Origin of the sequence: Paenibacillus sp. SSG-1 (genome assembly GCF_002224835.1) — a bacterium.
GTDB classification, from domain to species: Bacteria; Bacillota; Bacilli; order Paenibacillales; family Paenibacillaceae; genus Paenibacillus_AQ; species Paenibacillus_AQ favisporus.
In genome coordinates this window covers 2,951,938-2,970,230 of the sequence record NZ_MBRK01000001.1, presented here as the reverse complement: position 1 = coordinate 2,970,230, position 18,293 = coordinate 2,951,938, and the positions used below count along the sequence as shown (strand labels likewise).

General features: G+C 46.2%; 14 protein-coding genes. 13 read left to right on the top strand and 1 reads right to left on the bottom strand.

The window, feature by feature from the left end:
• Positions 1 to 175: 175 nt before the first annotated feature.
• The 3 genes from BCV73_RS13715 (at position 176) to BCV73_RS13705 (ending at position 2,066) form a co-directional block, all read left to right on the top strand.
• The gene (locus tag BCV73_RS13715) at positions 176 to 778 is read left to right on the top strand and encodes a hypothetical protein (RefSeq protein WP_143811865.1); all 603 of its coding nucleotides are present in this window, start codon (positions 176 to 178) and stop codon (positions 776 to 778) included.
• A 231-nt stretch (positions 779 to 1,009) separates the two neighbouring features.
• On the top strand, positions 1,010 to 1,573 hold the full coding sequence (locus BCV73_RS13710) for a sigma-70 family RNA polymerase sigma factor (protein ID WP_089547536.1): 564 nt from the start codon (positions 1,010 to 1,012) through the stop codon (positions 1,571 to 1,573).
• Complete coding sequence (locus tag BCV73_RS13705; RefSeq protein ID WP_089547535.1) at positions 1,563 to 2,066, top strand: DUF3600 domain-containing protein; 504 nt, start codon at positions 1,563 to 1,565, stop codon at positions 2,064 to 2,066. Before BCV73_RS13710 ends, BCV73_RS13705 begins: the two co-directional genes overlap by 11 nt.
• A gap of 82 nt (positions 2,067 to 2,148) precedes the next feature.
• On the opposite strand, the gene BCV73_RS13700 is transcribed toward BCV73_RS13705, so the two are convergent.
• Positions 2,149 to 2,706 (bottom strand): TetR/AcrR family transcriptional regulator, encoded by a 558-nt coding sequence (locus tag BCV73_RS13700; protein WP_076164951.1) that lies wholly within the window; start codon positions 2,704 to 2,706, stop codon positions 2,149 to 2,151.
• A gap of 142 nt (positions 2,707 to 2,848) precedes the next feature.
• Here BCV73_RS13700 and BCV73_RS13695 point away from each other — a divergent pair, with 142 nt between their 5' ends.
• The 10 genes from BCV73_RS13695 to BCV73_RS13650 all read left to right on the top strand — a co-directional run bounded on the left by BCV73_RS13695 (position 2,849) and on the right by BCV73_RS13650 (position 18,277).
• Positions 2,849 to 4,117 (top strand): acyl-CoA dehydrogenase family protein, encoded by a 1,269-nt coding sequence (locus tag BCV73_RS13695; protein WP_089547534.1) that lies wholly within the window; start codon positions 2,849 to 2,851, stop codon positions 4,115 to 4,117.
• Positions 4,114 to 4,659, top strand: coding sequence for an NADPH-dependent FMN reductase (gene ssuE / locus BCV73_RS13690; protein WP_089547533.1), 546 nt, complete (start codon positions 4,114 to 4,116; stop codon positions 4,657 to 4,659). The genes BCV73_RS13695 and ssuE overlap by 4 nt, the downstream gene beginning before the upstream one ends.
• Before the next feature lie 414 nt (positions 4,660 to 5,073).
• On the top strand, positions 5,074 to 9,225 hold the full coding sequence (locus BCV73_RS13685) for a carbohydrate-binding protein (protein ID WP_256992848.1): 4,152 nt from the start codon (positions 5,074 to 5,076) through the stop codon (positions 9,223 to 9,225).
• Positions 9,226 to 9,619: 394 nt separating this feature from the next.
• The gene (locus BCV73_RS13680) at positions 9,620 to 10,339 is read left to right on the top strand and encodes an endonuclease/exonuclease/phosphatase family protein (protein WP_076164958.1); all 720 of its coding nucleotides are present in this window, start codon (positions 9,620 to 9,622) and stop codon (positions 10,337 to 10,339) included.
• A 417-nt stretch (positions 10,340 to 10,756) separates the two neighbouring features.
• Entirely contained in the window at positions 10,757 to 12,244 is a 1,488-nt protein-coding gene (locus tag BCV73_RS13675) for an Lsa family ABC-F type ribosomal protection protein (RefSeq protein WP_089547532.1), read from the top strand.
• 256 nt (positions 12,245 to 12,500) lie between these two features.
• Complete coding sequence (locus BCV73_RS13670) at positions 12,501 to 13,442, top strand: aldo/keto reductase (RefSeq protein ID WP_089547531.1); 942 nt, start codon at positions 12,501 to 12,503, stop codon at positions 13,440 to 13,442.
• 330 nt (positions 13,443 to 13,772) lie between these two features.
• Positions 13,773 to 14,333: a VOC family protein gene (locus BCV73_RS13665; RefSeq protein ID WP_089547530.1), complete on the top strand. Its 561-nt coding sequence runs from the start codon at positions 13,773 to 13,775 to the stop codon at positions 14,331 to 14,333.
• Positions 14,334 to 14,558: 225 nt separating this feature from the next.
• Positions 14,559 to 14,771, top strand: coding sequence for a hypothetical protein (locus tag BCV73_RS13660; RefSeq protein ID WP_089547529.1), 213 nt, complete (start codon positions 14,559 to 14,561; stop codon positions 14,769 to 14,771).
• Between the two features lie 121 nt (positions 14,772 to 14,892).
• The gene (locus BCV73_RS13655; RefSeq protein WP_089547528.1) at positions 14,893 to 16,353 is read left to right on the top strand and encodes a multicopper oxidase family protein; all 1,461 of its coding nucleotides are present in this window, start codon (positions 14,893 to 14,895) and stop codon (positions 16,351 to 16,353) included.
• Positions 16,354 to 16,612: 259 nt separating this feature from the next.
• Positions 16,613 to 18,277 (top strand): extracellular solute-binding protein, encoded by a 1,665-nt coding sequence (locus BCV73_RS13650; protein ID WP_256992847.1) that lies wholly within the window; start codon positions 16,613 to 16,615, stop codon positions 18,275 to 18,277.
• The last annotated feature ends 16 nt before the right edge of the window (positions 18,278 to 18,293 follow it).

Here is an 18,293-nt window from a genome sequence, read left to right as displayed (position 1 = left end):
CACCTCTTACAATAAGGGTTGGAGGTTTTGGAGTTTGTAAGCTGCGAAAGAATCCATTTGATCAGTAAGCTAAAAGGTAGATAAGTGTAACTTTCTATTATTTGTATGCGTTTAATAATTATAACTGCTATAAAGTGAAGAGCGAGGAAATGTTTAGGAGTGAACAAATGTGAGGATGGATTTTACAAGCATTAGAATAGTGTTTGTTGTGGGTTGTATCGTTTTTGTATTGGGTAGTGTCATGGTATTCCAAAGCACGGATGCTAAAAGTACAATGATTCAAAGCAACAGAAATACTCTAAACTACCCTGAAAATGAACATGGGCAAACGTACGGTTCAGCTCAAGAGGACCACTCCGCTGATATGCTCCCTGATTTAATCCATGCAGGTAGTGTGAATGGTATTCAAGGGTACTTGCTGAAAAAGGATTACCTCGGTGAACCTGGCGATGTTCCACTGTATGATGTTGATGGGAAAACGGTAATTGGTACTTTTCATGTTGGCGCCAAGAATATGAACTTTCCTAAAAATATACACGGACAGACGTACGGTTCTAGCGCAGATGCTGCTTCTCCTGGTATGGAACCTGAATTAATCAGGGCTATAGGTGTGGATGGCACTGAAGGATATGTGCTGAAGAAAGATTTAGATGGTGAGCTACCTAAATCACCCGAGGAAGCCATTGCGATACAGAACAGTAGATCACCAGATGGTCGTGATATTCCGCTGTATGACGTTGATGGTGAATCCGTAATTGGTGTGTTTCATGTAGATTAAGTGCAACGTCTATTCAGATAAAATTCAAAAACTTCCGATAAATAAATAACATACATGCTTAAAGCCGCGTAGCAGCGGTTATTTTTGTTTTCACAATATAGGTGTGAAAATTCTACAATGGTCATCCTGAAAAATTTCCTATAACATCGCCAAAAAAAATTTATTCGCGTACTGAACCTTTTTCCCCATGAGAGCGAATTAAGGGTTGTAACACGTTCAGGAGGGGCCCCTATGAATGATAATGAGTTACTATCGTGGCTTGAAAAAGCAAAGTTAGGCGACGAGTCCGCCTTTCAGCTAGTCTATCAGGCGACTCACCAAGACGTCTATCGGACGGTTGCTTTTCTCGTCTACAACAAACAGGATATTGAGGATATCGTGAATGAAGTGTACATGAGCATGTGGCGGACGTTTCAAACCTACGACCCGAACCGGCCGTTCCGGTTTTGGCTGCACGGGATTACTGTCCGTCTAGTCCAAGACTGGAAAAGAAAGACATGGCGGCGAATTCGCCTCTTTGAACGAAACCGCCGGATGACATGTGAACATTTCGACGGGACGGACAAAGCTGTGCTGCAGTTCGAGATGCAGCATGAACTTTTCAGCCTTGTCCGCCAATTATCGTACAAATTACGTGTGGTCGTCATCCTTCGCTATTTTCACGACTACGCTCTGGAAGAAATTGCAGACATTCTACAGATCCCCGTTGGCACAGTGAAATCCAGGCATCACCTGGCAATGAAAGAACTCCGGAAACGGATCGAAATGACGGGAGGAGACGCGTATGTCCATTGAGAAGGAATTGCGTGAAGAGCTTCGCCAGGTGGCGGATTCGATGCAGTGCCCACCCGAATTGTATGGTCGTGTCCGACAATCCTATCATCAGTATGCAAACGATAAGAGAGGTAGATCTCCCATGAAAAAACGAGTGCTCGCAGGTATTGCCGCAGTAGCCATCCTGATTCCGTCCGTGGTTTTTGCTTCTTCCTATCTAGCCGATGATCTATTCGGTTCTGTTTCAACCATTGAACAGCACGGCGGCACACAGGAAGATTATCAAGAGATTGAAGGAATGCTGCAGGCAGCAAAAGGCAAGCTTACGGAAGATGAATTTAAGGAGTATCAGGTGCTGATAAAGCAGTTGATTCAATTAAAGCTGAAGATCACCGATGAAAAAGGGGTCAAACATGAGGAGAAGCTGACCCAAGAAGAACAGCAGCGGTTAGAGCAGCTAGCATCTAAACTGGCACCATACTTCGAGAAGATAAACAAAAATGCCAAGCCGTAAAAGGAATGAAGTAAGGACCGATCCCATGTGGATGGGTCCTTTTTTTATCAGATTGACCGAACGAAAATAGAACCAATCGAGATCATTCGGCGAAATTCCATCCTGTAAAGATATTCATTTTGGTATATATTTCTTCTTCATCAATGGACATATTGTTCTCAAACCACCAATTTAAGACACCTAAAACGGCTCCGATATAGGCCTCTATTTTAATTTGTATTTCGATGGAATTTACTTCAATGGCGTGCTGTTCGGCTAAGTATTTCTTCATGCCTTTCCCCATATCCCTCCGCAACAAATTCCTTAGGGAATCCCTTTCTTCAAATAGAAGCTGTGAAAATAATGTTTTATGTTTCGCTGCTATAGAAAACAATTCCCGGAAATTATCCGATGGAGAAAGGGATACTTCGGCAAAATTCCGAAATTCCTCCTCAGCAATTTGCATCACGGCATGTGAAAGTAAATCAAATTTATCCTGAAAATGCGTATAGAACGTAGTTCGGTGCACCATCGCTAAATCACAAATTTGCTTCACTGTGATTTGTTCGAAGGAGTGTTTTTCCATTAAATCAAACAGAGCATTGTACAGAAGCTTGTGGGTTCTTCGGACTCTGAGGTCGTCCGTTGTTTTGTTAACCATGACAGATTCCTTTCCGTGTATCGTTTTTCGACATATTCGCGATTTTATCGGTTGATGAGGTACATTATACAACATATCATTTAATCTACAAAGGCAGTTTAAATATACATCTGTCTAATTTAATTTTGTAGGAGTGATAAATATGGCCAACTTAAGCACAGATCATCAACTCACTGCACTTGAACAGCAATTACTAAACAACGCAACAGCGTTAGTTCCCTATCTTCAAAAATTCGGAAGGCTTATAGATGAGGAAAGACATATTCCCGAAGAGGTGATTCAAAAAGTTTCGGATGCAGGTTTGTTTAAACTTGGCACACCCAAAAAGTACGGAGGTCATGAGGTTAGTATTCGTGCCATGGTTGAAATTATTTCAGAGGTAGCTAAGGGGAACGGTTCTGTTGGCTGGGTCGTTCAAATCATCAACGGGAACAATTATACCGCTTCATTATCTTTCCCTTCCCAAGTATTAGACTCGCTCTTCAGCCAGGAAGAGGAGGTGCGTTTTTGTTCTGTCTTAGCAGCACGCAAAGCTGTTGTAAAAAAAGTAGACGGCGGTTATTGGGTAGAAGAGGGCTTTTGGGGATTCGGTTCAGGTTCTAAGCATGCAACCCATGCTTTGTTAAATTTAAATGACGCGAAGTCCATGCAGGAAAGCGGAAATTTGGGGATGACGTTGGCCATAGTACCAATGAATGAAGTTACCATTGTAGATGATTGGTATACGATGAGCTTAAAAGGATCTGCAAGTAACAGTTTGGAATTAAAAAATGTCTTTATTCCAGATCAATATGTCGTCACCCAGGACACAGAACAGATAAGTTCTTTGTCAGCCGAATTAAAAGGGCGTGACAGATATAGACCTTATGTTCAGCTTATAACAAGCATTACAACAGGGATCAGCGCGATCCTCGGGCTTGCCAGGGGGGCCGTTGAATATTTTGTTGAAAAGGCGCCTCTTAAAGGTATTACGATGACTGTCCATACCTCTCAAGCGGCAGTAGGTCATATTCAGTATAAAGTAGGGCTCGCGGCCATGAAGGTTGAATCCGCGCATCTTCATATCAGTCGGGCGATTGATCATATGGAGCGGCATGTACAAAATGCGGAAATATTCAGTCTAAAAGAGCTTGCTCAGCTTCAAACGGATATGACTTATGCAGCGATGTTATGCTGGGAAGCTGTAGACATGCTAATGGCTGAGAGTGGAGGGAGTGTTATTGCCGATTCCAATCGCTTGTCCCAAATCTTCCGCGACATTCGAGGCGGCTCCAATCATGCGCTGACTACTGCATCCACGGGACTTGAGTTATACGGAAGAGTACTGTTGGGCTTACCGCCACAGCATGGTATGACATTAGCTTACGTATCTTCTCTAAGAACAACTACTGGAGCTGAAGCAAAATCATGAGTAAAATAGCGATCATTTCCGGAAGTCTCAACCATAAATCCCGAGTAAACGGCATGATCAACTATGCCAAGCTGAAATTGGAGCAGCAAGGCTGCGAAGTGGCGATCATTGATGTTTCTTCCTTGCCTCCCGCTGATTTGATGCACGCCAATTTCAATAGCAGACTGATATTAAGTGCACACGCTAAAGTAGAAGAAGCGTCCGGTATCATTATTGCAAGTCCGGTTTATAAAACGACTTATACAGGCGTCCTAAAAGCTTACGTTGATTTATTACCGCAAAACGGCTTTAGAGATAAAATCGTAGCTGCATTTTTCGTAGGAGGCACCATTTCGAACTTACTTTCAATCGACTATGCGTTAAAACCTCTTTTAGCTTCAATGGGAACGAAGTCTTTTGCGGAAAATGTATTTGCCATCGACAGTCAAATCGAACGGATGGAGGATAGCGAACAAAACACTCGTTTCCAATTGGCTGACGAAATCCAGCAACGAATTGATGCCTCAATGCTGGATCTGGTTTCCTACACCAAATGTATCTGACGGAGGTTTATCAAACCTACGAGTACAAAGTTACTGCTCATGGGGACAGCGGGCTATGAGTCATGAATGTCTGCTGTACAGGAGTTTTGTTGATGATGTTGACTGACTAACGATCTTGAAGGAGCTGTCGTGGACAGCTCCTTTTGATATTTGCATGGGTGTAATCACCTACCGTTTAACTGCCTATAGTGATCTCATTTATTACATTATTATTGTATGATAAGCTAAAAAAACAGATATTTCTTTGAATATTACAAGAAAATTGAAATAAACCGTTGACTTTGCCTGGATAATGCCGATATACTCACGATGTATTACAAATATATTGGATGAATGGAGGTGATAGGATATCGGTGGCAGGTGAAGATCGATACGATCATTTTACTATGAAAGCGTTTTAATAATATCAGTGAGGTGATAAGTTTGATATTAAAACGGAGTATTGCGGTCGTGATGTGTGTGCTGCTCTTGTTTGCCCCTCAGGCGGCATTCGCCTATAAGAACCCGGCATCGCTGCCGGACGAATGGGGGCAATATGGACTTGGCGACCCTTACGTGCTGAAGTTTAACGGTACATATTATTTGTATGTGAGCACAAGAGATACCGATGTCGGGGTCAAAGTGTGGAGCTCTCCTGACCTTGTCAACTGGAGCTATGGAGGACTGGCCGCAACCGATCCGGTTACGAAGGGAGCCTACGCTCCTGAAGTCGTTTATTGGAACGGATATTTTTACATGTACACCTCTCCTGCCGGCAATGGTCATTACGTGCTGCGCAGTGAAAGCCCGACGGGTCCGTTCACGGTTCAAACGGGCAATTTGGGCCATTCAATTGATGGCAACGTCTTCATTGACGATGATGGCAAGTGGTATTTCTATCATGCGAACGGAGAAGGAATTCTCGCAGCTGAAATGCCTACGCCGACGACGATCGGTAACAGCGTCAATACGGGGGCAAACATGAACGGTTGGACGGAAGGTTCCACGCTGTTCAAACGCAACGGCAAATACTATATGACGTATACCGGCAACCATGTATTCAGCAAAGGCTATCGAGTCGACTACGCGGTCAGCACAAACCCGCTCAAGGGATTCGTGCGTGATACAGACAACCCGCTTCTGATCAGCACGGAAGGTCCGACCGTCGGTCTCGGTCATAATACGGTCGTCGTTGGCCCGAACCTGGATGCCCGCTATATTATTTACCACAATCTCGAAGGAAAAGGCATTGTCGGACCTCTTCGCCATATGGGGATGGACCGGATCGTGTTCAACGGTGACAAAATGTCCGTGCTCGGACCGACGGCAACCGAACAGCCGGATCCGGAGATGCCGGATTTCGAGGACCGGTTCAAAGGTACGGAACTCAGCACGGCGTGGACGAATGCGGACGGTGTCAACTGGAGATTGGATTCGGGACTTCTGCATCAACAAGCTGCCGGTACAAGCAGGCTGTTGACCACTGCTGAGACCGGAAGCAGCTATACGGCAGAATTTAACCTGCAGCTGGCTGAGTCAAGCAAAGCCGAAGGCCAGCGGCTCGGGGCCGTGTTCTCCTACAAGGGAGATAACGATTTCGGTACAGCGCTGTTAGATCCGGTGAGCAATTCGCTGAAGACACAGTTCCGGGTGAACGGCGCCGATCTGGGATGGGAGGAGAGCACGCTTCCGGAAGGATACGATTATACAAAACTGCATAATATCCGGGTTGAGAAAGCAGGGGACGCGTTCAAGATCTACGTCGACGGCATGCTGAAGCAGACGCGCAGCGCCAAGCTAGGCGGCGGCAGTATCGGTTACGTCACGGAAAATGCGAAGGCTAATTTCGGTTATGTTGCTTTCAGTAACGACGTGAACGGAAGCAGCGATTTTGATGCTGCGAAACCGGTTCCGGGTCAAGTTGAAGCCGTTCATTACCTGCCGGGCGGCGAAGGAGCCGGATATCACGACGAGACGCCGGGTACCATCGGCAAATACCGTGGAGATGGCGTGGATACGGACACAGCAGATGACAGCACCTCACATGTCACCGCTTTCGAGAAAGGCGAATGGCTGCAATACCGGCTGAACATCGCGGAGACAGGCAAATACGATATAGATCTCTCTTATGCAGATGCAGCTCTGGGCAGCAAAGTACAGCTCACTTTGGATGGTGGACAGCCGCTGGGTGAGTTTGAGCTGACAGGTGACCCTAACGCTGCTGATGCAGGATGGCAAACCGCGCAGCTGAATGGGGTAGATTTGCCGGCAGGTGAGCATATTTTGAAGGTCACTGCCGCCTCGGGCACGACTTCGCTGGACAAGCTTTCGTTCCACCGGTACGCGGAAGTTCCGATTCTCTATGATAACTTCGATGATGGACAAGACGACGGCTGGCAGCGGTATGAAGGCTTCTGGAGCGTGAAGTCCGACATTGCCGAGGAGGAGCAGGCTTATGACGCCTATCATCCGATCCCGGGTACGATTGGCACAGTCCACTATATCTCTGGTGGAGAGGGTGTAGGTTATCATGAGAATACACTCCAAAACATCGGCGGCGAGTACCGGGGAGATTCGGTCGATATTCGCTCCAATCCGGCCAGCGGCGGTTACAACGTCGGCTGGAACCAGACGGGAGAATGGCTGAAGTTTAACATTGACGTAGCGGAAGCCGGAACCTATAACGCAGAATTCAAAGTGGCTACTACGATGGATGGAGGTCAAATCCGGCTCTGGCTGGACGACACGACGGATCTTACCGGCATCGTAGACATTCCGAAGACTGGTGACTGGAATATCTGGAATGTGGTGCGCAAATCCGGTGTTACTCTGCCGGCAGGCAAGCATACGCTAAAAGCGGAGACGGTCCGCGGAGAATTCGATTTTGCAAGCATAGCGTTTACGAGGAGTGATCAGCCGATACCCGTGCCCGGCGTCGTCGAGGCTGAGCATTACAAGCCCGGCGGTGAAGGCGTTGGCTATCATGACTTGACGCCGGAGAACATTGGGGGCAAATACCGCAGCGATAGCGTCGACATTCGATCCGCTGCAACCGGCGATCAGATCGTAGGCTGGAATCAAACCGGCGAATGGCTGAAGTACAACATCCGCGTCGCGGAAGAGGGATTGTACGATCTCGACTTGTGGGCAGCTACGACGTTTAAGGATGCACAAGTCCAGCTGTGGCTGGATGACACGACCGATTTGACTGGTATACTGAACGTTCCTGCTTCCGGCGACTGGAATAAGTGGAAGTCGGTGACGAAATCCGGTATCCAGCTGCCGGCCGGTGATCATGAACTGAAGGTCGAAATTGTCAAAGGCGAGTTTGACATGACGAGACTATCGCTCACCCAGTTCGATAAGCCGCACGTGCTGCCCGGATTTATCCAGGCTGCTGATTATAAGGCAGGCGGCGAAGGTACGGGCTACCATGATCTGACTCCCGTTAACATCGGCACGGAATACCGGAATGATGCGGTCGACATCCGCCGGAATGCGGGCGGCAGCTACAATGTGGGGTGGAACGCTACCGGCGAATGGCTGGCCTACAACGTAGACGTTGCCAAGGCCGGCGTGTATAACGTCGATTTCGTGACCGCTACATCGATGGATGGGGCGAAAGTCAGGCTGTGGCTCGACGATACAACCGATCTGACCGGTGAAGTCAATATCCCGAATTCCGTCACGTGGGAGAACTGGGCGACAACAACGAAGCAAGGCATTTATCTCCCGGCGGGCGCACATACCTTGAAGGTCGAAACTGTGGTAGGTGAATTCGACTTCCAGGGAATACGAATTCATCAGAATCCGATCGAACCGAAAGCTGCTCATGCTGGTGAATATCAAGCAGCGGTCGGCAGCTTCGGGAAAACCTTGATCGGAGACGCCAATTGGTCTGATTACAGCATGGAGTCTGATATCAAGCTGATTAGCGATACAGGCGACGGAGGCATTCTGTTCCGGGCGAGCAACCCGGCTCACGGCAAGGAGCTGAACCAGAACAACGCTGATTTCGTGCAGGGATATGTCGCGTACCTGAACAAACAGGGCGTTCATCTTGGCAAGTTGAATTACGGCTGGACCTATTTGACAGGAGAGCCGCTCGAGGTGAAATCAGGCGAATGGAAGCATGTAAAAGTCGTAGCGCAGGGTGCTCGCATTCAAGTATTTGTCGATGATATGAGCAAGCCGGTTATCGATTATACGGACCGCAGCGGCAGACCATTTACACACGGTAAGGTCGGCATGCGGACGTACATGAATGAAACGAGTTACGACAATTTCACGGTTCTCCCCGCTCCCATTAACGCTCCTGCCATCGGCAAGCTGCTGGAGGAGTTTGGCTCAACCGGACAGTTAGACGAGAAGATCCGGAAGCAGCTGGATAAGGAGCTTGAGCATGCCGCCGATGCGGTAAGCAAGAAGAAGCCGGACTGGAAGCAGGGGATCAAGCATCTGGAGAATTTGCTGAAGCAGCTGAATAAAGAGCAGAAGCAGAATGGCGTTTCTGATCAAGCAAAAACAACGCTCAATCGGAGCGTACAAGCACTTATTGAAATGTGGAGCGCTAATTTGGGCAAGTAGCAGGCCAAGCAATGATCTAATACCGACGTCCCCGTACCGAAAGAGCTTCGGTGCGGGGACGTTTTGCGTTATTTTATCGTGTGCCGAAAAAGACAAGAATACGTATGCCTAGCCGAAATTAAAAGGATTATCAATGGCGTGGTTGGCGCATAAATGTTACTGCAAATCAGGTGAAGGATGTTAACGGGTAGGATTGGTGAGGGGAAATATTGAAATCAAAGCCCATTATTAAAGTCCACATGTTTGCAGGCTTTTTTGTTTTCGCTTTAGGTGTACACCCTGATATTTACGGAACATGCTGTTAAGAATAAAATGGAATCATGCACGATTCTGGCCATTGCTACGTTCAACAAACTCAAACGTTCATTTCAAAACAGAAAGACAGGGGATTCAATTGCAGATCAAGGTTGTCACTTTCAATATTCATCATGGGAAAGGGACGGATGGAAAAATAAACCTGAACAGAATTGCCGAAGCTATAGAAGAAAGTGAGCCTGACCTTATCGCTCTAAATGAAGTCGACAGGTATTTTTCCAAAAGAAGCCATTACTTGGATCAAGTATCATGGTTAGCCGGACGATTAAAGATGAATGCAGCTTTTGGGGCAGCGATCACCATCAAGAAAAAGAAGGGTAACATGATCAGACAGTATGGAAATGTCCTTTTGTCTCGTTATCCCATTGTATCGGAGAAAAATCATCCTATGAAATCTGGTATGATCGAAGGCCGATCTTTATTGGAAGCAGATGTACTCATAAATGATAAGCCACTCAAAATGTATGTCACCCATCTCAGTTTGAATCCACGCAGACGTAATAAACAAATTGAATTTATTGCGAGCAAAATTAAGGAGGATCGTTCACCTGTTGTCATTGCGGGGGATTGGAATATGAAACGGGGAGGTAAGGCATGGAGTACCATAGCGGGAATTGTTCAGGATTGTTATATGGCGGCCAAAACGCCTAGCAATACATTTCCGTCGTTACGTCCCGTTTTGCAGCTTGATTACATTTTTACCACCCGGAACATAGAGATTACTTCCGTCGAAGTCATTAACAAGATTCCGGCTGCCTCAGACCATCTACCGTTAATGGCAACATTGAGCCTGAATTGATGCTGTATCCTTAACCGCGCAGAACTTTTTAATAAACAGTTTACTTCCAAAGGAACGGAATCTTGACCTCAGTGAACGGATATGCTAAGTTGTGTTCATATTCATGAGATCTTGAGGGGAGGGATAAAGCGATGTCCGAATTAGAGGTTGTAGATGTTCAAGTGAACCTGTCATATCCGCGTTTTTTTGGCATGGTTCACCGAATAAACAATCAGTTACCGGAGCTTTATCCCCCATGTATACATCTGCCAAGCGATTTTTGAATGAATGTCGCTCGGTTTATTTATTGTATGGTCGGGTTCGTATAAGCGCCGAGAAGCACTGGTTGGACTGGTGTTTTTCGGCGTTTTTTGTTGGCTTCCGGTAACGGGCAGGAACGGTTTATGTTCTGCCTACACTTAACTGGAGGTTGATTTGATGTCACAGATTTATGTTTCAAACCTGACGTTTGCCTATGAGGGCAGTTATGACAACATTTTTGAGAACGTCCATTTTCAGATCGATACCGATTGGAAATTAGGGTTTACGGGCAGGAATGGAAGAGGGAAAACGACATTTCTCCGTCTGATGCAGGGGCAGCTCGAATACAGCGGGACCATATCCGCGAACGTCGAATTCGATTATTTCCCGTTCGAGGTACAACATAAGGAATACCTTACTATAGACGTAATCAGCGAGGTTTATCCAGACTTTCTTCAATGGAAACTGATTCGAGAGCTGAACTGGCTGAAGGTATCGGAGGATGTGCTGTACCGCCCGTTTAATACGTTGTCGAACGGAGAGCAGACGAAGGTGCTGCTGGCAGCCTTATTCATCAAGGACAACCATTTCTTACTTATTGACGAGCCGACAAATCATCTCGACTCGCATGCGAGAAAGCTGGTCGCCGATTATCTCAACCGAAAGAGCGGGTTTATTTTGGTTTCCCACGACCGGGCCTTTCTGGATCGGTGCGTCGATCATATTTTGTCCATCAACAAAACCAATATCGAGATCCAGAAGGGCAATTTCTCGACCTGGTGGGAGAACAAGCAGAGGCAGGACCAGTTCGAGCTGGCTCAGAACGAAAAGCTGAAACGGGACGTTCAACGCTTATCAGATTCTGCCAAGCGGACGAGCGGCTGGTCGCATGAAGTAGAAAGTACCAAAAACGGCACGAGAAATTCCGGCTCCAAAGTGGACAAGGGGTATATCGGTCATAAAGCAGCCAAAATGATGAAACGCTCAAAAGCAATTCAGCAGCGGCAACTCTCTGCCATTGAGGAGAAAAGTAAGCTTCTCAAAAATATCGAGAACACGGAGAGTCTCCAAATTTCCCCGCTTCCATTTTACAAAGAGCGCCTTGCCGAGCTGGATCATATCTCGGTTTCATACGGGTCGAACACAGTATGCGAAGACGTGACCTTTGAGATTCAACAAGGGGAACGGATTGCGCTATCCGGTGCAAACGGTTCAGGCAAGTCCAGTATTTTGAAGCTGGTCTGCGGCGAGGATATCCCATATAACGGAGGCTTCCATAAGGACGCCCAGCTAAAAATATCATACGTAGCCCAGGATACGTCCCATCTTCGGGGCGATTTGTCCGAATATGCGAAAAGCTGCGGGATTGATGAAAGCCTGTTTAAGTCGATATTGCGGAAGCTTGATTTCTCGAGACTGCAATTTGAAAAGGACATCTCAACCTACAGCGGCGGGCAAAAGAAGAAGGTATTGATCGCTAGAAGTCTCAGCGAAAGAGCCCATTTGTATATTTGGGACGAGCCGCTTAATTTCGTTGATGTCATCTCCCGCATCCAAATTGAAGAACTGCTGCTCGAATACACACCGACGCTTCTGTTTGTTGAGCATGACAGCGAATTTGTGAGCAACATTGCCACCAAGGTCGTTGAACTATCCGGGCGATGATGGATGGATTTATACCGATCCGCCTTGAGAGGAGTTGGCTGGGGATGTAAGGAGACAAGAACAGAACATTTTCTCTTCATAGCCGCGTAACTGCGGCTTTTTTTTGTTAGCCGTAATGGATATGCTTATCTACTTGCCCTTATAAAATTATCTTAATTCAGCTAACAGGCAGGATCGCTTAATCGATTCGCGAATATGAAAATATAGGTTGTACTCGATCCTGTACATATCGATTCGAGAGAGGAGTAGATGTCTAATGAAGTACGCAAAACTCGGCAGAACAGACATGGAAGTGTCACGCATTACGTACGGCGCAATGGAACTGGGAGGGGGCAATGCCTTCTCAGGCGGATTGACTCGCTGGGAGCTGAAGCCCGAAGAGGACAACATCCGGCTTCTCCGTCAAGCTTTTGAGCACGGGGTCAATTCATTCGATACCGCTGAGCTCTATGGGGCCGGACGTTCAGAGTTTATTGTAGGAAAAGCCTTGGCCAATGTAAGAAAACAATGCGTAATCGCAACGAAGGTAAGCGCTCATCATCTACGGCCCAAAGATATCCGTACGGCCCTGTGGCAAAGCCTGTTCCGGCTGAATACGGACTATATCGACTTGTATTACATCCATACGCCCAGTAACGACATCCCAATCGAGGAAACTATGGGAGAGCTGAGCAAGTTGAAAGAAGAAGGCGTAATTCGTGCAATCGGTGTCTCCAATTTCTCTCTGGCTCAACTGAAAGAAGCCATGCAATATGGACGGGTTGACGCGATCCAGCCGGAGTATCATATGCTCCAGCGCAGCATTGAAGACGAATTGCTTGACTATTGTTTGCAAAACGACATCAGCATCATGAGCTACAACTCCCTCGCTAAGGGGATTTTGACCGGAATTTTCCACAAAGGCAAAGAAGTTACGGATTTTCGCAAGGAGAGGCCTTTATTCCAATCAGAAAACCTGCGGAAGACGGAGGGCCTTATCCGTCTCTTAGGGGAAATCGCAGCAGCCAAAGGTGCCACTCTCTCGCAAATCGCAATTAGCTGGCTGCTAGGCCGGAAGGGCCTGACCTCGGCAATCGTAGGCACACAGAACGAGAAGCATTTCTTTGAGAATCTGCATTCCATTGACATAGAATTGACCGAAGAGGAAGCGACCAAGCTGGACGACTTAAGTAAACAGACGCTAAAAAATCTCGACTAAAGGTCGAATCAATTGTTCAACTTAGGCGTACGAAGTTCCATCAAACGGTCAGGCAGGAAATTGCTGCCTCCGGCAGCCTTGATCTTGCCTTCGCGGGTTTTGTATGAAAGCATTACGAGATGATGTGAAAAGTCACAGCCATGAATCATGGTTGTGACTTTTTTTAATTGCTGTCGCGCACGAAAACATTATTTCTTCATTGCCCTGTTGTCCCCAAAATTATTATTTAGAAGATTTAATGATATGTACAATTATACGCCGTTTTTATTTTGTCACATTATCGGCCCCCTTCGTGTCTTGCTTAATGAGAGCGCATGAAGGAGGTTCTCTATGGAGTTCTACACAGAAAGACTTGGATTTGCTTTAGTAGAAATAACGGAACATTCAATTACGATCGTTGCCGGTGAAACGCGGTTGACTTTCGTTCGCGAGGAGGAGGAAAAGGTACTGCCATCCTACCATTTTGCTATGAATATCCCCGAGAACCAAATTCGCGAAGCGAAAAGCTGGCTTCTTGCCAAGGGCTGTCAGGTGCTTTCCGCTGCTCCCCTTCCGTACCCAGGAATCCAGGCAAACAATAATATCGCTTATTTCGAAGGAACGGATGCGCATGCCTTCTATTTCGAAGATCATTCGGGGAATCTGGTGGAGTTCATCGCTCGGCATCGAATGGACAATGCCTTAACAGAGCCTTTCGATCACAAATCCATTCTGAATGTCAGCGAGATCGGCTTACCGCTTCGCGGCAGCGTATCCGAGGTAATTCAGCGCCTAGATTCTCGATTTGATGTCACGCGTTATGTCGGTGACGGAATGACGTTTCAGATGCTCGGTGACGAGTACGGAATGTTCATCCTGGGGGATATCAAAGTCTTTTACTGTGCTTTTTAGCGGTACGTATTATCAGGCTAGCCAGAAACTTCTGGTTGGCTTTTTTTGTGTTCGTTTTACATTGTCTTTTCGTAATTAACCTGCTTCTAAAATATCTTTTTAAAAGTTCACAGGTACCGCAACTCATCGTCATAAGTTCACAATATTCCTCTAATATGATCATTACATAAACGAGTCACATGTAGACTTATTGAGAATAAAAGGAGACATGGGGGAGTCATAGGAATGAAGAAGACGGGAATGCTGTTTCTCGCTTTTGTTACTGGCATGTTAGTAGGGTTTATCCTTTTTGAATTCATCGTGCGGGTCGTGTTGCGGCAAATGAACACGTTGCCGGTCACGTTCATCGGAGCTCTTTCTATGATATTACCTTTAACCGGGGGGATAGCCGTCGTCATGCTGACCAGACGTTTTACAAAAAAAGCTGGGCAAGATTGAGTGTATTCATCGTTATCCATGCCATTTGGGGATTATGCTCAGGATTGATTGCGTCAGTAATTAAAAAGATGTTCAAAATTTAATTTGATTTCATCATCAATGAGGAAAGCGAGTATAGAACATGAAAAAACACCTTCAACTGCTCACGCTGCTGCTCATTTTATCCGCATTCTCATTAGCTGGATGTGATGAGGATACGACCACGAACGTCGGTAAGCTCGAATTTAAGAATCCATTGCAAATTCCGCCAATACTTGAGCCAAGGACGGATTCAGAGGGGAAGAGACACTTTACCTTAACCATGCAGTCAGGATCGACTGAGTTTTTGGAAGGGAAGCAGACACCCACTTGGGGAATTAATGGATCTTATTTAGGTCCTACCCTCCGGGTTTCGCGCGGCGACCAAGTTTCTTTCGATGTGATCAATCAATTGAATGAAACCTCAACCTTGCATTGGCATGGGATGCGATTACCCGCAGTCATGGACGGCGGACCGCATCAGATGATCGAAGCAGGAGCAACCTGGGAACCTCATTGGACAATCGAGCAGCCAGCCGCGACTACATGGTATCATCCCCACTTGCATGGGAAGACAGCGCAGCACGTTTATCGCGGTCTTGCAGGATTATTTATCATTGAAGATGAGGAGTCTAAAAAGCTGCCTTCGGAATATGGTGTTAACGATATCCCGATGATCATCCAGGATAAATTAATTAAGGGTGGCGGTTCTTTTAACGAAAATATGAGTATGACTCCGTTTGGGTTGTTAGGCAATCAAATCTTAGTCAATGGGACATACGATCCATACCTGGAGATCACTGCAAGTCAGGTTCGTTTTAGATTACTGAATGGTTCGAATGCGAGAGCTTATAATATCGGCTTTTCGGATAATCGTTCATTTTATTTGATCGGCAATGATGCGGGACTTTTACCTGAACCGGTTTTATTAGATCGTTTATTGCTAAGTCCGGGTGAACGTACAGAGATCGTGGTGGAGTTTGAACCTGGCGAAGAAACGATCTTGCACAGCTTTGCAGGAAAAGACGGGATCGAGAATGGGGAATTTGATCTCGTCAAGATAATCGCGGATACAAGTTTATCGGCTTCTTCGCCACTCCCGAATCACCTGACTGCTGAGCCGTTGATCGATGTTCCCGAAAACGTAAAGGTCCGTAAATTTGAGCTCACCACGAAATCTGCAATTAATGGCAAGGAAATGGACATGAATCGTATTGATGAGGTTATTCCGGCTGGCGCACGTGAAATATGGGAGATTACAAATAAGGGTTGGGATCATAACTTCCATATTCATGATGCAGCATACACCGTAATGGACAAGAATGGAGAATTGCCACCATTATATGAGCGTGGGAGAAAAGATACGGTTTTTATTCCGAGTGGCACAAAAGTCAGACTGGCCGTTGACTTTGGAAGCTATCCTGATCCCGATACACCGTACATGTATCACTGTCACTTATTGTATCATGAGGATAGCGGGATGATGGGGCAGTTTGTCATTGTCGAACCAGGCACCGAATCCCAAGTATCGAAAGAGTTAAGCAAGGGAAGTCATAACCATTAATATATGACACGGTCCGTTGTCACACAGGAATAGTCCATCACAGATAACCAAATATCAATAAAAAATCACCAGCATACCTGCCGGTGATTTTTTGTTGATACACTTCATTTATTGATTTTTGCCTGGTGTCAAGAGGAGTATACGAAAGTAAATATCAGTATATAGAACCGCGGTGAGCTTCTTTCTATACTAGGATTATGAAAGCCAGCAGTGCAATTTGCAGCGAAAACTAAAACGAAATATACCGGAGGGGTAAAATGTGAAGAGCAAAAAGGCACTTGCTATCGTCTCCTTGACGCTTGCATTGGCGATGTCAGGCTGCAGCAGCAAAACGTCGCCTGAGCCAAACCATTCATCTGGAAATGCCAAGGAACCGATCGAAGCGACAGGCACAGGAAACGGCAATGATATAATAGAGGTTTCAACGGTTTCGCCAAGCGATCCTTACTTGAAATTTGACGAAGGTGAAAGTTTCGACAAAAACTCAGTTTATGATGCTTATGAAAAAGATATCGGTGTCAAAATTACAAACAAATGGGTTGCGGATATAAGCCAATTTAAAGAGAGGGTAAAAATAGCCATCGCATCCAACGATCTTCCGGATTTCTTACCTGTAAACGCTACACAGCTTAAAGAGCTTACGGAAGCGGATATGATCATGGATTTGACCGAAATTTATGATCAGCATGCTACGGAAGAGACGAAAAAGTTTCTGACCATGGACGGCGGCATGCAAATGAAAACAGCGATGATCGACGGGAAAATGATGGGGATTCCGAGCTCATACAACCCATTCAACTATCAATTTTTGTTCGTTCGTACGGACTGGCTGAAGGAGCTGGGCCTGCCTGAACCTAAAACAATGGATGATTTCTTGAAAATTGCCGAAGCGTTCAAAGCGAAGAACCCTGGCGGCACCAAGGAAGCTTTCGGTATTGCGGTCAGCAAGAGCCCATTTAGTATAGAGACAGGCGTTACCGGTCTGAGAGCCTTCTTGAACGGCTATCATGCTTATGAAAACATTTGGATGGAAGACGGAAACGGCGGTTTAATGAACAGTGATATTCAGCCCGAGATGAAGAAGGCACTTGCAGCACTGCAAGACATGTTCAAAAAAGGGTTGATCGATCCTGAGTTTTCGGTTAAAGATACGGAAAAAGCTGCTGAGCTCATCTACGACGGCAGCATCGGCATGGTATTTGGCGCTTCCTGGACACCGGCGCAGCTTGCGAAAGGGGCAGTGAAAGACGGCAAGGTTGTTCAAGAATGGGGAGTGTTCCCGATCCCTTCAATCGATAACAAGCCTACATTGAATCAAATTGGTCTTGGCGTTGATGAATACTATGTTATCTCTAAACAAGCTAAGCATCCGGAAGGCGTGATCCGTTTGTTAAACCAATGGATCGTCGCTGACAATCATCCGACAGAAGAGCAGAAAGTATATGGGTATGGTAAAGACCGAGTTGAAAAAGGCAACAACTACTGGCTGCTTAATCCGCTTCGAGTCGGCAAACAGTTTGACAATAACGGCGAGATCCTGCCCAAAGCCATTGAAAACAAAGACGAAAGCATCCTTGAGACAGTAGACCAAAAAACGCGTTATGCACGCGCCATGCAGTACGTTGATGGCGATACAAACATGTGGTGGGAATATTTGATCTCTGGTCCTCATGGAGCCTTTTCTCATGTGCCAGAAATTCAAAAGAACAAGCAATACTTGCAGAACAAATTCTACGGGGCGCCTACTCCGACGATGGCAGACCGTCAAGAAATTTTAACGAAGAAACGTGATGAAATTTTCATCAAAATCATAATGAACCAAGTATCCGTAGACGAGTTTGATAAATTCGTTGCAGAGTGGAAGAAGCTTGGCGGTGATGAGATCACGAAAGAAGTTAACGAGTGGTATAAATCGCTTAAATAGGATTTGCGGCGCAGGG

Coding starts and splice junctions, on each gene's coding strand:
- BCV73_RS13715 (WP_143811865.1), top strand. CDS start 176: ATGGATTTTACAAGCATTAGAATAGTGTTTGTTGTGGGTTGTATCGTT.
- BCV73_RS13710 (WP_089547536.1), top strand. CDS start 1,010: ATGAATGATAATGAGTTACTATCGTGGCTTGAAAAAGCAAAGTTAGGC.
- BCV73_RS13705 (WP_089547535.1), top strand. CDS start 1,563: ATGTCCATTGAGAAGGAATTGCGTGAAGAGCTTCGCCAGGTGGCGGAT.
- BCV73_RS13700 (WP_076164951.1), bottom strand. CDS start 2,706: ATGGTTAACAAAACAACGGACGACCTCAGAGTCCGAAGAACCCACAAG.
- BCV73_RS13695 (WP_089547534.1), top strand. CDS start 2,849: ATGGCCAACTTAAGCACAGATCATCAACTCACTGCACTTGAACAGCAA.
- ssuE (WP_089547533.1), top strand. CDS start 4,114: ATGAGTAAAATAGCGATCATTTCCGGAAGTCTCAACCATAAATCCCGA.
- BCV73_RS13675 (WP_089547532.1), top strand. CDS start 10,757: ATGTCACAGATTTATGTTTCAAACCTGACGTTTGCCTATGAGGGCAGT.
- BCV73_RS13670 (WP_089547531.1), top strand. CDS start 12,501: ATGAAGTACGCAAAACTCGGCAGAACAGACATGGAAGTGTCACGCATT.
- BCV73_RS13665 (WP_089547530.1), top strand. CDS start 13,773: ATGGAGTTCTACACAGAAAGACTTGGATTTGCTTTAGTAGAAATAACG.
- BCV73_RS13660 (WP_089547529.1), top strand. CDS start 14,559: ATGAAGAAGACGGGAATGCTGTTTCTCGCTTTTGTTACTGGCATGTTA.
- BCV73_RS13655 (WP_089547528.1), top strand. CDS start 14,893: ATGAAAAAACACCTTCAACTGCTCACGCTGCTGCTCATTTTATCCGCA.